The organism is Pseudomonas oleovorans subsp. oleovorans (assembly GCF_002197815.1).
GTDB classification, from domain to species: domain Bacteria; phylum Pseudomonadota; class Gammaproteobacteria; order Pseudomonadales; family Pseudomonadaceae; genus Aquipseudomonas; species Aquipseudomonas oleovorans.
Genome location: NZ_NIUB01000013.1, coordinates 98937 through 113783, shown reverse-complemented (window position 1 = coordinate 113783; position 14847 = coordinate 98937). Strand labels below are relative to the sequence as shown.

The 14847-nt window shown below is 62.1% G+C and carries 15 protein-coding genes and 1 pseudogene; 12 read left to right on the top strand and 4 right to left on the bottom strand.

What is annotated here, in order from left to right:
• Window positions 1-655: 655 nt before the first annotated feature.
• Window positions 656-874, top strand: coding sequence for a bacterioferritin-associated ferredoxin (locus PSOLE_RS10270; protein ID WP_004423711.1), 219 nt, complete (start codon window positions 656-658; stop codon window positions 872-874).
• 71 nt (window positions 875-945) lie between these two features.
• On the opposite strand, the gene PSOLE_RS10265 is transcribed toward PSOLE_RS10270, so the two are convergent.
• Together PSOLE_RS10265 and PSOLE_RS10260 are read right to left on the bottom strand one after the other, a co-directional pair.
• Window positions 946-1317: a DUF5064 family protein gene (locus tag PSOLE_RS10265; protein WP_074859419.1), complete on the bottom strand. Its 372-nt coding sequence runs from the start codon at window positions 1315-1317 to the stop codon at window positions 946-948.
• Between the two features lie 95 nt (window positions 1318-1412).
• Window positions 1413-1730, bottom strand: coding sequence for a DUF2288 domain-containing protein (locus tag PSOLE_RS10260; protein WP_004423705.1), 318 nt, complete (start codon window positions 1728-1730; stop codon window positions 1413-1415).
• 296 nt (window positions 1731-2026) lie between these two features.
• Here PSOLE_RS10260 and PSOLE_RS10255 point away from each other — a divergent pair, with 296 nt between their 5' ends.
• The 6 genes from PSOLE_RS10255 (at window position 2027) to PSOLE_RS10230 (ending at window position 8098) form a co-directional block, all read left to right on the top strand.
• The gene (locus tag PSOLE_RS10255) at window positions 2027-3145 is read left to right on the top strand and encodes a branched-chain amino acid ABC transporter substrate-binding protein (protein WP_004423702.1); all 1119 of its coding nucleotides are present in this window, start codon (window positions 2027-2029) and stop codon (window positions 3143-3145) included.
• Window positions 3146-3332: 187 nt separating this feature from the next.
• Window positions 3333-4256, top strand: a complete 924-nt coding sequence (gene livH / locus PSOLE_RS10250; RefSeq protein ID WP_004423699.1) for a high-affinity branched-chain amino acid ABC transporter permease LivH — start codon at window positions 3333-3335, stop codon at window positions 4254-4256.
• An 8-nt stretch (window positions 4257-4264) separates the two neighbouring features.
• Window positions 4265-5524 (top strand): high-affinity branched-chain amino acid ABC transporter permease LivM, encoded by a 1260-nt coding sequence (locus tag PSOLE_RS10245; RefSeq protein WP_084341861.1) that lies wholly within the window; start codon window positions 4265-4267, stop codon window positions 5522-5524.
• On the top strand, window positions 5521-6288 hold the full coding sequence (gene livG, locus PSOLE_RS10240) for a high-affinity branched-chain amino acid ABC transporter ATP-binding protein LivG (protein ID WP_004423693.1): 768 nt from the start codon (window positions 5521-5523) through the stop codon (window positions 6286-6288). Before PSOLE_RS10245 ends, livG begins: the two co-directional genes overlap by 4 nt.
• Before the next feature lie 3 nt (window positions 6289-6291).
• Window positions 6292-6993: an ABC transporter ATP-binding protein gene (locus PSOLE_RS10235; protein ID WP_004423690.1), complete on the top strand. Its 702-nt coding sequence runs from the start codon at window positions 6292-6294 to the stop codon at window positions 6991-6993.
• Window positions 6994-7237: 244 nt separating this feature from the next.
• Window positions 7238-8098 carry a DUF6279 family lipoprotein gene (locus tag PSOLE_RS10230; protein ID WP_039964450.1) on the top strand — a complete coding sequence of 287 codons (861 nt, stop codon included), beginning with the start codon at window positions 7238-7240 and terminating at the stop codon, window positions 8096-8098.
• Window positions 8099-8117: 19 nt separating this feature from the next.
• Here the strand turns inward: PSOLE_RS10230 and ung are convergent, their stop codons facing one another.
• Window positions 8118-8807, bottom strand: a complete 690-nt coding sequence (gene ung / locus PSOLE_RS10225; protein ID WP_074859416.1) for a uracil-DNA glycosylase — start codon at window positions 8805-8807, stop codon at window positions 8118-8120.
• Between the two features lie 232 nt (window positions 8808-9039).
• On the opposite strand from ung, the gene PSOLE_RS10220 reads away from it, so the two are divergent.
• Window positions 9040-9291: a hypothetical protein gene (locus tag PSOLE_RS10220; protein WP_004423680.1), complete on the top strand. Its 252-nt coding sequence runs from the start codon at window positions 9040-9042 to the stop codon at window positions 9289-9291.
• An 89-nt stretch (window positions 9292-9380) separates the two neighbouring features.
• On the opposite strand, the gene PSOLE_RS10215 is transcribed toward PSOLE_RS10220, so the two are convergent.
• On the bottom strand, window positions 9381-10256 hold the full coding sequence (locus PSOLE_RS10215) for an AraC family transcriptional regulator (RefSeq protein WP_074859413.1): 876 nt from the start codon (window positions 10254-10256) through the stop codon (window positions 9381-9383).
• Window positions 10257-10514: 258 nt separating this feature from the next.
• On the opposite strand from PSOLE_RS10215, the pseudogene mmsA reads away from it, so the two are divergent.
• The 4 genes and pseudogenes from mmsA to PSOLE_RS10195 all read left to right on the top strand — a co-directional run.
• Window positions 10515-11441: pseudogene (gene mmsA / locus PSOLE_RS10210) on the top strand (CoA-acylating methylmalonate-semialdehyde dehydrogenase); the annotation flags it as partial.
• A gap of 91 nt (window positions 11442-11532) precedes the next feature.
• Window positions 11533-12780 carry an ABC transporter substrate-binding protein gene (locus PSOLE_RS10205; RefSeq protein ID WP_074859404.1) on the top strand — a complete coding sequence of 416 codons (1248 nt, stop codon included), beginning with the start codon at window positions 11533-11535 and terminating at the stop codon, window positions 12778-12780.
• Between the two features lie 6 nt (window positions 12781-12786).
• Entirely contained in the window at window positions 12787-13950 is a 1164-nt protein-coding gene (locus tag PSOLE_RS10200; RefSeq protein WP_074859401.1) for an acyl-CoA dehydrogenase family protein, read from the top strand.
• A 57-nt stretch (window positions 13951-14007) separates the two neighbouring features.
• Window positions 14008-14826 carry an enoyl-CoA hydratase gene (locus tag PSOLE_RS10195; protein WP_074859398.1) on the top strand — a complete coding sequence of 273 codons (819 nt, stop codon included), beginning with the start codon at window positions 14008-14010 and terminating at the stop codon, window positions 14824-14826.
• The last annotated feature ends 21 nt before the right edge of the window (window positions 14827-14847 follow it).

Genomic DNA, 14847 nt, shown 5'->3' with positions numbered 1-14847 from the left:
TGCCTTCCGCTAGCACTTCCCCTTGCCGGGCGTGCAGAGGACTTTCACCTCCAAGTCGTCCGGTTCACCACCACAGTGAACCGAACAGCGCCAGTCACGGCGCTACGCGCCATGCCTGGCGCACCCATAAAAAGCATCGCCAGCAAGCTGGCTCCTACGAAAAGCGCCCCCTCTACTGCAAGTAGGAAGGGGTGGTGACGAACTTATCTGATCAGCATTAGGCGTCCGCCGGTTTTTTTAGGTTCTACGCATAGTTTTGGGAAAGTGCAGATTGGCACCGGACTGGCAAGTTTGTGTGTTCTGCGTGCAGCGCTATTTATCTCTGGACCAAGATCATTAGCGTGTCGATCTTTCGTCTTGGTTTCGCCCCTCACGGGCGTGTCAAGGTGTGGCGCCCGTAAGGGGCGCAACCCAAACGCTCAGTGGACTCGGTAATGGATAGTGCTAAGCCCGTGAGCAATACGCACACAAACTTGCCAGTCCGGTGTCAAAAGTATCCTCCCCGCGAAAACTCAAAGACCTTTTCTACCCGCCCCTGCCGAAAGCTGAACCGTTCGTCAGACACTGCGAGCATTCGCAATCGATATTTGACAAGCATTCTCATTAACATTAGTATCCGATCCATCGAACAGAACCACCAAGACGAGCCTTGCTTATGTACGTCTGCCTCTGTGAAGGTGTCACCGATACGCAAATCCGCGATGCGGTCTACGAGGGCTGCTGCAGCTATCGTGAAGTGCGCGGCACGCTCGGCATCGCCAGCCAGTGCGGCAAGTGCGCTTGCCTGGCCAAGCAGGTCGTGCGCGAAACCATCGCCGAAGTGCAAAGTAGTCAAGCCTCGCTGGCCTACCCTGCAGGTTTCGTCGCAGCCTGAAACACGCCCCCGAAAATGAAAAAACCGGATCTCAGCATCCGGTTTTTTTTCGTCCTCGAACAGCCATAGGGTTACGCCAGGCCGTCGCGCTCCAGGTGGTCGAGGTCCACCGCTTCACCCGGCTTGGCGTGCAGCTTGGCGCGAATGTCCTCGAAGATCGCATCGTATTCGGCATGCGCCCGCATGATCGGGCTATGGTTGGGCGGCAGGCCATGCTTGGCCACCAAGCGGGAAATCACGCTGGCGAAGTTGAACGCGGTATCGCGATGCATTTCGAAGACTTCCTCGAATGCCCTGCCCTCTATCTCGCCAACCAGGCGCCCATGCAGCATGGGCCCTTCTTGCGAATCCTCGCGCACCTCATAGTAGAAATCGATGCTGTAACCGGGTTGCCCGCCCAGGCCAGGCGGATTGCTGCGATGCAGGTGACCAGGTTCGAACATGGGGCTCACTCCTTTGCCGTGGCGCTGCGAGAAACTCCCTCACGGGAGTGTGCGAAGAGTCTAGCTCGCTGCTCACAGCCCTGCAGCGCGCCATTTCAGTGCAAGGTCGAATCCTCTGCCCTTTCCTGTACCAACACCCAGGGGGCGACCACGACTGCCCACAACTGCGGGTCACGCGAGAGCAGATCTTCGGCACGTGAATCTTCGAGCTTGCACAGCAGGCCTTGGTTCATCCATTGCGCAACTCGAGCCTGATCGTTCTCGGCCACAGCCTGCGCGACCGCCACCAGATCCTGGCCACCCTCGACCCAAAGCAGCGCACCACGCGCGAAGAACGGCTGCAGTTCCTGCCAACGAATCGGCGCTGTCTCACCGAGCAGCTTGGCATAGAGGGTGCTAGATTGATCCGTCATGGTGTGTCCCGTGTCGATGGCTTTGAATGCAGGCGCGCAATGATAGCGCCGACAACTACCCTGGCAACCGCGCGACGCTCGCCAGCCGACTTAGGCCACGCCGTTTTTTCTATACATTCCTTGCAATTTAGCGACAACCCCACGTTTCGCCTCCAGTTGCCGGCTTTTCAAGGCGCAAATCCGCGCTCTACACTGTTCCGGTACAGTTGCCGGAGGCATTACCGGGGTAACGGACCCGGTTCTGCAGCTTCGGCCGCAAGAACTACAACAACGAAAAACATAAGAGTGGAGCACTCATGAACAAGGCTAAGCAGATTTCCAAGCTGTTCGCGGCAATGGCACTGGCGGGGGCGGCCAGCTATTCGATGGCGGCCGACAACATCAAGATCGGTCTGGCCGGTCCGGTGACCGGTGCAGTGGCTCAGTACGGCGAAATGCAGTTCATCGGCGCCAAGATGGCCATCGAACAGATCAACAAGGCCGGCGGCGTGAATGGCGCCCAGCTCGAAGGCGTGGTCTACGACGACGCGTGCGATCCGAAGCAGGCCGTGGCCGTGGCCAACAAGATCGTCAACGACGGCGTCAAATTCGTGGTTGGCCACCTGTGCTCCAGCTCCACTCAACCGGCTTCGGATATCTACGAAGACGAAGGCATCCTGATGATCACCGCGGCGTCCACCAGCCCGGACATCACTGCTCGCGGCTACGAACTGGTGTTCCGCACCATCGGTCTGGACAGCCTGCAAGGCCCGACCGCCGGCAACTTCATCGCCGATCACATCAAGCCGCAGACCGTTGCCGTCATTCACGACAAGCAGCAGTACGGTGAGGGCATTGCCACTGCGGTCAAGCAGACCCTGGAAGGCAAAGGCGTGAAAGTCGCCCTGTTCGAAGGCATCAACGCCGGCGACAAGGATTTCTCCGCGCTGATCGCCAAGCTCAACCAGGCTGGTGTCGACTTCGTCTACTACGGTGGCTACCACCCGGAACTGGGCCTGCTGCTGCGCCAGACCAAAGAGCGTGGCCTGAACGTCAAGTTCATGGGCCCGGAAGGTGTGGGCAACAAGGAAATCTCGGCCATCGCCGGCCCGGCTTCCGAAGGCCTGCTGGTCACCCTGCCGAAGTCCTTCGACCAGGATCCGAAGAACCAGGCGCTGGTCGAGGCCTTCAAGGCCAAGAACGAAGACCCGAGCGGCCCGTTCGTGTTCCCGGCCTATGCGGCCGTTCAGGTCATCGCCGAAGGCATCGAGAAAGCTGGCGACACCGATACCGCCAAGGTCGCCGCTGCCCTGCGCGCCAACAGCTTCGACACCCCCACCGGCACCCTGGCCTTCGATGAGAAGGGCGACCTGAAGGACTTCAGCTTCGTGGTGTACGAGTGGCACCAGGACGGCACCAAGTCCGAAGCCAAGTAACCCCCGCCGAAGAAACTGATTCACGAGCTAGCGCCCGCCATTAACCCGGCGGGCGCCACGCGTAGCAGCTCATGAACAGGTTCTGAACCCAGAGCCCACTGCAGAAGTGGGCTTTGTTTATTAGAAGAATTCCGGCCTCGCGCTGCGCCACAAGCGCCGCTTTACGCAAGCGCCCAGGAGTTAGGCAATGCCTGATCTTTATCACTACCTACAACAGCTGATCAATGGCCTGACCATTGGCAGTACCTATGCCCTGATCGCCATCGGCTACACCATGGTCTACGGCATCATCGGCATGATCAACTTCGCCCACGGCGAGGTTTACATGATTGGCTCGTACGTAGCCTTCACCGTTATCGCCGGCCTCGCCATGTTCGGCCTGGAAGCCGTGCCCTTCGTGATGATCGCGGCCTTCGCGGCCACCATGATCGTCACCAGCGCCTACGGCTACAGCATCGAGCGGGTGGCCTACCGCCCCCTGCGCGGCGGCAACCGTCTGATCCCGCTGATCTCCGCGATCGGTATGTCGATCTTCTTGCAGAACGCGGTGTTGCTCTCACAGGACTCCAAGGACAAGGCCATTCCCAGCCTGCTGCCCGGCAATTTCGTCTTCGGTGAAAGCGCCGCCAACGGCGTGGTGGTGTCCTACATGCAGGTGCTGATCTTCATCGTCACCTTCGTCACCATGATCGGCCTGACCCTGTTCATCTCCCGTTCGCGCCTGGGCCGTGCCTGCCGCGCCTGCGCCGAAGACCTGAAGATGGCCAACCTGCTCGGTATCAACACCAACAACATCATCGCCCTGACCTTCGTCATCGGTGCGGCACTGGCTGCCATCGCCTCTGTACTGCTGGGCATGAACTACGGCGTGATCAACCCGCACCTTGGCTTCCTCGCCGGTATCAAGGCCTTCACCGCTGCGGTACTCGGTGGTATCGGCAGCATTCCTGGCGCGGTGCTCGGCGGCCTGCTGCTGGGCGTGGCTGAAGCCTTCGGCGCCGATATCTTCGGTGATCAATACAAGGACGTGGTGGCATTCAGCCTGCTGGTGCTGGTGCTGCTGTTCCGCCCGACCGGCATCCTCGGCCGTCCTGAGGTGGAAAAAGTATGAGCACCGCCATTACCAAGAATCTCAAATCCGCGATTTTCAGCGCCCTGCTGGTGCTGATCATCTCCTACCCGGTACTGGGCCTGAAACTCAGCACCATCGGTATCAGCCTGCGCGTCGAAGGCGCTACCGCCTTCGAACTCTGGTGCATCGGTGGCGCCGCTACGCTGATCTTCCTCTGGCAACTGCTGCGTGACCAACTGACTCCGGCCTGGGCCAAACTGCCCAAGCTACCCAGCAGCTCCGGGCAAATTGGCAACTTCCTCACCCTGCCCTCCACCCAGCGCTGGATCATCCTGGCGATGGTCATGGTGGCACTGGTGTGGCCGTTCTTCGCCAGTCGCGGCGCGGTGGACATTGCCACGCTGATCCTGATCTACGTGATGCTCGGCCTCGGCCTGAACATCGTCGTCGGTCTGGCCGGCCTGCTCGACCTGGGCTACGTCGGCTTCTACGCCGTGGGTGCCTACAGCTATGCGATCCTGGCCCACTACTTCGGCCTGGGCTTCTGGGTCTGCCTGCCGCTGGCCGGCATGATGGCAGCGCTGTTCGGCTTCTTGCTGGGTTTCCCGGTGCTGCGCCTGCGCGGTGACTACCTGGCCATCGTGACCCTCGGTTTCGGCGAGATCATCCGTATCCTGCTGCGCAACCTCACCGAGTACACCGGCGGCCCCAACGGCCTGAGCATCGCCAACGAGAACAAACCGACGCTGTTCGGTCTGTCCTTCGAGCGCCGTGTGCCGGCCGATATGCCGACCTTCCATGGCTACTTCGAGATTGCCTACAACTCGCAGTACAAGGTGATTTTCCTCTACCTGATCGCCCTGCTGCTGGTGCTGCTGACCCTGTTTTTGGTCAACCGCCTGCTGCGCATGCCGATCGGCCGTGCCTGGGAAGCGCTGCGTGAAGACGAGATTGCCTGCCGTGCGCTGGGCCTGAACCCGACAGTGATCAAGCTCTCGGCCTTCACCATCGGTGCCAGCCTGGCCGGTTTCGCCGGTAGCTTCTTCGCCGCGCGTCAGGGTCTGGTGACGCCGGAGTCGTTCACCTTCATCGAGTCGGCGATGATCCTCGCCATCGTCGTGCTGGGTGGCATGGGCTCACAGCTGGGCGTGATCCTCGCGGCCATCATCATGGTGATGCTGCAGGAGATGCGTGAGCTGAGCGAGTACCGCATGCTGTTCTTCGGTCTGGTCATGATTTTCATGATGATCTGGCGCCCGCAAGGGTTGCTGCCGATGCAACGTCCCCACCTGGAGCTGAAGCGATGAGCCGCACGATTCTCGAAGTAAGCGGCCTGTCCATGCGTTTCGGCGGCCTGCTGGCCGTCAACGGGGTGGGCCTGAACGTCAAGGAAAAGCAGGTGGTGTCGATGATCGGCCCGAACGGCGCCGGCAAGACCACCGTATTCAACTGCCTGACCGGTTTCTATCAGCCGAGCTCCGGCAGCATCCACCTCAATGGCGAACCAATCGAAGGCCTGCCTGGCCACAAGATTGCCCGCAAAGGCGTGGTACGGACCTTCCAGAACGTGCGTCTGTTCAAGGACATGACGGCGGTGGAAAACCTGCTGGTGGCCCAGCATCGCCATCTGAACACCGGCTACCTGGCCGGCCTGTTCAAGACCCCGGCCTTCCGCCGTAGCGAACGCGAGGCCATGGAGTACGCCGCCTACTGGCTGGAGCAGGTCGACCTGGTGGACTTCGCCAACCGTAGCGCCGGCACCCTGGCCTACGGCCAGCAACGCCGCCTGGAAATCGCCCGCTGCATGATGACGCGCCCGAGCATTCTCATGCTCGACGAGCCGGCCGCCGGCCTCAACCCTCGCGAAACCGAAGACCTCAAGGCGCTGATCGGTGTGCTGCGTGACGAGCACGACGTCACCGTGCTGCTGATCGAGCACGACATGAAGCTGGTGATGAGCATTTCCGACCACATCTACGTGATCAACCAGGGCACTCCCCTGGCCGACGGCACGCCGGACGACATCCGCAACAACCCGGACGTGATCAAAGCCTATCTGGGGGAGGCGTAATCCATGCTGAGCTTCAACAACGTCTCAACCTTCTACGGCAAGATCCAGGCGCTGCACGACGTCAGCATCGACGTGCAGAAAGGCGAGATCGTCACCCTGATCGGTGCCAACGGTGCCGGCAAGTCGACCCTGCTAATGACACTGTGCGGCAACCCGCGCGCCACCAGTGGCAGCATCCGCTATATGGGTGAAGAGCTGGTGGGCATGGATACCCCGGAGATCATGCGCAAGAGCATCGCCATCGTGCCGGAAGGCCGTCGCGTGTTCGCCCGCCTGACCGTCGAGGAAAACCTGGCCATGGGTGGCTTCTTCGGTGACAAGGCGGACAATCAGGAGCAACTGGACAAGGTCCTGCACCTGTTCCCGCGCCTGAAGGAGCGCTTCGCCCAGCGCGCCGGCACCATGAGCGGCGGCGAGCAGCAGATGCTCGCCATCGGCCGTGCGTTGATGAGCAAGCCCAACCTGCTGCTGCTCGACGAGCCGTCGCTGGGCCTGGCGCCGATCATCATCCAGCAGATCTTCGACATCATCGAGCAACTGCGCAAAGACGGCGTGACCGTGTTCCTGGTCGAGCAGAACGCCAACCAGGCGCTGAAGCTGGCTGATCGCGGTTACGTGCTGGAGAACGGCCATATCGTCATGCGCGGCAGCGGTGAAGAACTGCTCAACGACCCCAAGGTACGCGACGCCTACCTCGGCGGCTAAGCGCACCCTGCGACATCGGAACCGCCCTTCGGGGCGGTTTCTTTTTATCCGTGGGAGTACTACGGCCGGTATTGATTGGATCGCCCGCAAGCGGGCTCCTACAAACATCAAGACCGCCGCCTGTAGGAGCCGGCTTGCCGGCGATCATGGTCTGCTGGCGAACTCTTAAGCGAATATTTCCACCCTCTTGCGTCAAATGTACCGAGTATTAGTCTCAACAACTCTGCCCTCGCGAGCCCCGATCATGCGCAAGCCTTTGCTCCTGCTACTGGCCATCACCCTGCTGCTGAGCGCCTGCAGTCGTGTCGGCCTGGCCTATCGCAACCTCGACTGGCTGATCCCGTGGAAGCTGGGCGACTACGTAGCGCTGACCAACGAGCAGAGTGCCTGGCTCAAACCCCAGCTGCAGGAGCATCTGGCCTGGCACTGCAGTGTCGAGCTGCCGCGTTATCTCGACTGGCTGCAACGCAGTCAGCAGGCGCTGAGCAACCGTGACAGCGAGCTGATGGCCAGCCAGCTGGCCGACTTCGAACAGGCCATGCAGCGCATCGCCGTGGAAATAACCCCCAGCTCCATCGAGCTGCTGCGTGGCCTCAGCCCGCGTCAGGTCGATCAGCTATTGGCGGCAATGGACCAGCAGAACACCAAGCTGCGTGAAGAGTTTCTCGAGCCGCCTGTACAGGAGCAGGTAAACCGGCGCGCCGAGCGCATGGAGGAGCGTCTGCAACCCTGGTTCGGCAACTTGAACGCCGAGCAGCGCGAGCGGGTGCAGAGCTGGGCACAGGGCCTGGGGGAACAGAACCAGGTCTGGCTGGAAAACCGCATGGCCTGGCAACAGGCCCTGCGTGAGGCCTTGGAAGTACGTCGCGGCGATGACTTCGCCGACCGCATGACCGCCCTGCTGCAACAACGCGAGCGCTTCTACACCAGCGCCTACCGGACCAGCTACCAGAAGAATCGCCAGGCCATGGCCGAGATGATCGTCGACCTGGTCGCCCAGGCCGACTCAAAACAGATGGAACGAGCCGACAAACGCTTGCAAAGCCTGCATGCCGACCTGGCCGCGCAGCAGTGCACGGCTGATCAGGCAGTTGCGCGGCGCTAAGCAGGCCTCGGAAGCGGGCTCAGAGCGCCGGCAAGCGCCAGTCGATGGGCGTCATGCCATTCTGGCTGAGGAACTGGTTACAGCGACTGAAATGGCCATTGCCGATGAAACCGCGATGCGCCGACAGCGGCGACGGATGCGGTGAGCGCAGTACCAGGTGCTTGGTCGGGTCGATCAGGCGCTGTTTGCTCTGCGCATGGCTGCCCCAGAGCAGGAACACCCGCTTGGGCTGATGCTCGCTGACCACTTCGATCACCCGGTCGGTAAAGAACTGCCAGCCCTTGCCCGCATGCGAGCCGGCGTTGGCGCGCTCTACCGTCAGCGAGGTGTTGAGCAGCAGTACGCCCTGATCGGCCCAGCTCTGCAGGTAGCCGTGTGCGGGGATGTCAATATTGAGGTCGCGCTTGAGCTCCTTGTAGATATTCACCAGCGACGGCGGCGTCTGCACGCCCGGCTGCACGGAGAAGCACAGGCCATGGGCCTGACCGGGACCGTGGTACGGGTCCTGGCCGATGATCACCACCTTGACCTGATCCAGCGGCGTGGAATTGAGCGCATTGAAGATCAGTGGGCCCGGCGGATAGATCTCCTTGCCGGCCGCCTTCTCCGCCTGCAGGAACGCACGCAGCTCGCTCATGTAAGGCTTGTCGAACTCCTCACGCAGCGCGTGTTTCCAGCTGGCTTCGAGCTTGATGCGATCGTCGGTCATGCGGTTTTCCTGCAGGGTCAAAACAAGTGCAGGCACGCTAGTGAAGGGGGCCGGGCAAGTCAAGGCAACAGCTGTGCATCGGCTTTAGGCCGAGACTCTGCTAGCACCTCAATACGCCGCTGCGGTTCCACGGAAGCCCCCGCCATCATGCCGCTGTCCCCCGAAGCGATCCGCTTCGCCCTGCTCACCCGCTTTCTCAAAGGTCAGGCCAAGGTGCCGCATCGGTGCACTGGTGCTGACACGCTGGCAGGTGCCGACCACGCTGATCGAGTGCGCCAGGCAACGTAACAAATGGCTGCACGATCACGACGGCGAAGCCGACCTGACCGACCTGGCGCTGCTGGCCAGCGCGTTGCAGATACAACCGGCGAACCTGTCCGAGCCCCTGCCCGCGCAGCGCCGGCTGGGGTTTGAACAACCACTGGCCGGCCTGCGCGAAGAGCTGCTGGCCGAGCAACAGCTGTGGCTGCGCATGCTGGCCTGAGCACCTCTGGCCGATAGATCACGTTGCCTTGATTACCCAGGGGGTATTCAGGGCGCAACCTGCCCCGAGCAAGATATGCCGGGCCTCCCCTACCCCTGATGCAGTGCCCGGTAATGACTGGGCGCCATACCCACCACCTTGCGAAACAGCCGTGAGAAGTAATAGGGATCGTCGTAGCCAAGCTGCTCGGCGACCTGGCGCACTTCGGCGTCGCCTCGATCGAGCAGACGGCAGGCCAGGGCCATCTTCAACTGGATGAAGTCCTGGATCGGCGCATGGCCGGTCAGCGCGCGGTAGGTCTTGGCGAAATGAAAGCGCGACAGCTTGAACTGTGCAGCCAGCTCATCAAGGTTGAGGCTGCCATGCAGGTGCTCGCGCATCACTGCCTGCACCGCCTCGATATCCAGCACGCGGCCGGACTTGAGGTTGACCCGCGCCGGCAGCACCGCCAGCGAGCTGAGCATCGCCTGCAAACGGTGCGCAGCGTGGATGAAGGGCAAGATGTTGAGGCCCTGGCGCTGCAAGCCCAGCAACGCCTCGAAATCGCCGATCAGCCGAGGCTGCACGCCGATGCGCCGCAGCGTTTGCGTGCCCAGCAGGCGCAGGAAGTCTTCGCCGTGGCTGCCGTCGAAATGCACCCAGTAGATCGTCCAGGGGTTATGCAGGTCAGCGCCATAGGCATGCGCAGCGTCTTTGGGTAGAAGCAGCAAATCGCCAGCAGCGACCTCAAATCGTCCATCCGCCACGTCCAGCCAACCACTTCCTGAGCGGCAATAGATCAGCAGATGATCATCCGGTTGCAGGCGTCGCATCTGGAGCCCGGCCGCTTCCGGGTAGAAGCCGATGGCCAAGGAATAGCAGACAGTGCTCAAAGCATGGCGTGCCAACAAGCGGCGCAACCGCGGAGGCGTGATGAAGCGTTGCCCACCGACGAGCAACGGCCAATTGGAGGTTTCCACCCGCATCCCCAGGGCATCACTCCTTTGCATCCCGATCGAATGACAAGATCGTCCATCCCAAGACCAAGATCGTCAATCCACAAGCGGACATCGAATGGCTATAAAGAACCCATACAAGAACAACAGGAGGCGACCATGCCCCGCACGCTACCGCAACTGATCGACGGCCAATGGCAAACCAGCCAGGCTCGTGAGCTGATCGAAGTCACCGACCCGGCCACCCAGGAAGTAATCACCCTCGCCCCCAAAGCCACTGCCAAGAAAATCGAGGCCGGCGCGCCGATCGGCGTACTGCAGGTATTGCATGGCGGCCGCGAGCAGGTCGATGCGCTGCTGGTGCACCCGCTGGTGCGCGCGGTGTCCTTCGTCGGCTCGGTAACGGTGGGCCAGCATGTCTACCGCACCGGCACCCAGCGCCTGAAGCGCGTGCAGTCCTCCGCCGGGGCCAAGAACCACATGGTGACCATGCCGGACGCACCGAAGGATCAGGTGCTCAGCAACCTGATCGGCGCCAGTTGCGGCGCGGCCGGGCAACGCTGCATGGCGATCAGCGTAGCGGTGTTCGTCGGCGAGTCGAAACAGTGGATCGACGAGTTGGCCGAACAGATGGCCGCACTGCGCCCCGGTCACTGGCAGGACAGTGGCGCCGCCTACGGCCCGCTGATCAGCCCGCAGGCACGCCAGCGCGTGCTGCGCCTGATCGAACAGGGCAAGGCCGAAGGCGCCGAATGCCTGCTCGACGGTTCGCAGTGCACGGTGGAGGGATACCCCAATGGCAACTGGGTCGGGCCGACGCTGTTCCGTGGCGTGACGACGAAGATGGGCCTGTACCGCGAAGAGATCTTCGGACCGGTGCTGGTGTGCATGCAGCTCGACACCCTGGAAGAGGCCATCGAACTGGTCAACGCCAGCCCCTACGGCAACGGCACCAGCCTGTTCACCCGCTCCGGCGGCGCTGCGCGGCATTTCCAGCATGCGGTGGAAGTCGGCCAGGTGGGCATCAACGTGCCGATTCCGGTACCGCTGCCGTTCTTTTCCTTCACCGGCTGGAAGGGCTCGTTCTACGACGACCTGCACGCCTACGGCAAGCAGGCGTTGCGCTTCTACACCGAAACCAAAACCGTGACCAGTCGCTGGTTCGACGACACGCCGCTTGAGGCCGGGCCGAACATGACCATTCAACTGAAATGAGAACAGCGTTCTTATTAGACGAAAAGACGATCACGAGAACTGGACAAGCGGCGTAAAAAGACTCTGCAGAACAACAACAAGGAGAACTGCAATGCGCCACCTGTCTGCCACGCTGGCCCTGTGGGCCGCACTTACCGCCTGTGCGCAGGCTGCCGAGCCGATCACCCTCGGCCTCAATTACCCGCGCACCGGACCATATAAGGAAGAGGGATTGGCGCAGATGCGTGGAGCCCTGCTGGCCATCGATGAAATCAACGCTGCAGGCGGTGTACTGGGCCGACCTTTGCGCCTGTCCAGCAAGGACACCGCCTCGCGGCCGGCCAAGGCCGAGAAGAACGTCGATAAGCTGGCCGCCGAAGGTGCGGCGATGCTCTTCGGTGGCGCCTCCAGCGCGGTCGCCATCGCCGCAGGCAAGCGCGCCAAGCAGCACGGTCTGCTGTACTTCGGCACCCTTACCTACTCCAACGACACCACTGGCAAGGACGGCCATCGCTACATGTTCCGCGAGTGCAACAACGCCTGGATGAGCGCTCAGGTGCTCGGCCAGTACCTGAACAAGACCTTGCCGAACAAACGCTACTTCTACGTCACTGCCGACTACACCTGGGGCCACACCACCGAAGCTTCACTGCGCCAGGCCACGGCCAGTGACAACGTGGGCCAGCATGCCGGGGTTCGCACGCCCTTCCCCGGCGCGCGCCTGGCCGACTATACCGATGCCCTGACCCAGGCCGCGGCGAGCAATGCCGAGATCCTTGCCCTGGTACTGTTTGGTGAAGACCTGGTGCGTGCCATGCGCATTGCCCATGACCTGGGCCTGACCAGCCGCATGCAGATCGTCGCCCCGAACCTGACCCAAAGCATGGTCGAACAAGCCGGCCCCGGTTTGATGCAGGGTGTGATCGGTACCGAGCCCTGGACCTGGCGCGTACCGGCGCTGGAGAAATCTGCCCGTGGTGAAGCCTTCGTCGAAGCCTTCAGGACTCGCTACGAGATGTATCCCTCCAGCTCTGCAGCCTCGGCCTACAGCATCGTGCAGCAATGGGCCGATGCCGCCACCCGAGCCAGGAGCCTCGACAGCGAAGCCTTGATCAAGGCGTTGGAAGGCCATCGCTACACCTTGCTCAAGGATGAACAGCAATGGCGTGCCTTCGATCACCAGAATCTGCAGACGGTCTATGCCGTGAAGGTAAAAAACCGCGACGAGGTACTCAAGGACCCGCTCAAGCAGGACTACTTCGAGATCGTCGACCGCCTCGACGCCAGCAGCGCCCTGCCCAGCCTCGCCGACTGGCAGGCCGAGCGCCGCGCAGCCGGCCAACCCCTGACCTTGCAATGAGATGCCATGGACTTCGAACTCAGTGACGAACAACGCCTGCTTACCGACAGCGCACGTGCCTTCGCCGCACGGGAGCTGGCGCCCCACGCCGCCGACTGGGATCGCGAGCAGCACTTCCCCGTCGAGGTGATTCGTCGCGCCGCCGAGCAGGGCTACCTGGCCCTGTATCTGCGCGAAGAGGATAGCGGCCTGGGCCTGTCCAGGCTGTCCAGCTCACTGATTTTCGAACAACTGGCGGCTGGCTGCGTGGCCACCACCGCCTACCTGACCATCCACAACATGGCCACCTGGATACTCGCCAGCTTCGCCGACCAGGCACTGAAGGATGCCTGGTTGCCGGAGCTGATCAACGGCCAGTCACTGGCCTCCTACTGCCTGACCGAACCGGACGCCGGCTCCGACGCCGCCAACTTGCGCACCCGTGCCCGCCGCGCTGGCGACGACTACGTGATCGACGGCAGCAAGTGCTTCATCTCCGGCGCAGGCAGTACCGACGTGCTGATCGTCATGGCGCGCAGCGGCGAGGACGGCGCCAAGGGCATCTCCTGCTTCCTGGTACCCGCCGACACCCCTGGCGTGCGCTACGGGCGCAACGAAGACAAGATGGGTTGGAAGGCGCAGCCGACCCGCACCATCACCTTCGAGGGCGTACGTATTCCCGCCAGCCACCGTATCGGCCCGGAAGGCGAAGGCTTCGTCTATGCTATGAAGGGCCTCAACGGCGGTCGTCTGAATATCGCCAGTTGCTCGCTCGGTGCAGCTCAGGCGGCGCTGCAACAGAGCCTGCGCTATGTCGAGGAACGCAAGCAGTTCGGCAAGCCGCTCAGCCAGTTCCAGGCCTTGCAGTTCAAGCTGGCCGACATGCTCACCGACCTCACCGCCAGCCGGCAGATGGTGCGCCTGGCCGCGCACAAGCTCGACCATGGGCATGGCGAAGCCAGCCTGTATTGCGCCATGGCCAAGCGCTTCGCCACCGACCACTGCTTCAACGTCTGCAACGAAGCCCTGCAACTGCATGGCGGTTATGGCTATCTGAATGATTACCCGCTGGAACGCTGGGTGCGTGACGCCCGCGTGCACCAGATACTGGAAGGCACCAACGAAATCATGCGGGTGATCGTCGCTCGCCGCCTGCTGCAACAAGGCGGCATGCTAGATCACCTGCTGTAACTGCTTAAATCCCTCTCCCATGAATGGGAGTGGAAAGATAATTGACGAGGAATCGTTATGAGCACAGCAATCGAAACCTATAAATCCGGCATCTTCGACCTGACCCACAAGCTCACCGTGGAAAAACACGGCCATACCGCGCTGATCACCATCAACCATCCACCGGCCAACACCTGGGACCGCGACTCACTGATCGGCCTCAAGCAAGTGATCGAACATCTCAACCGCGACGACGAGGTGTATGCACTGGTGGTGACCGGCCAGGGGTCGAAATTCTTCTCCGCTGGCGCCGACCTGAACATGTTCGCCAATGGCGACAAAGCCCGCGCTCGTGAGATGGCGCGGCGCTTTGGCGAAGCCTTCGAAACCCTGCGCGATTTCCGCGGTGTATCCATTGCCGCAATCAACGGCTACGCCATGGGCGGCGGCCTGGAGTGTGCACTGGCCTGCGATATCCGCATCGCCGAACGCCAGGCGCAGATGGCCCTGCCGGAAGCATCCGTGGGTCTGTTGCCTTGCGCCGGTGGTACCCAGGCGCTGCCCTGGCTGGTCGGCGAAGGCTGGGCCAAACGCATGATCCTCTGCGGCGAGCGCATCGACGCCGAGACCGCCCTGCGCATCGGCCTGATCGAGCAGGTGGTGGACACCGGCGAAGCACGCGGCACTGCCCTGCTGCTGGCCTCCAAGGTGGCGCGACAAAGCCCGGTGGCAGTGCGCACCATCAAACCGCTGATCCAGGGTGCACGCGAGCGTGGCTCCAACACCTGGCTGCCGGAGGAACGCGAGCGCTTCGTCGACCTGTTCGACGCCGATGACACCCGCGAAGGGGTCAACGCCTTTCTGGAAAAGCGCGACCCGCAGTGGCGCAACAAATGACTCGTAGGGTGCGCCGCGCGC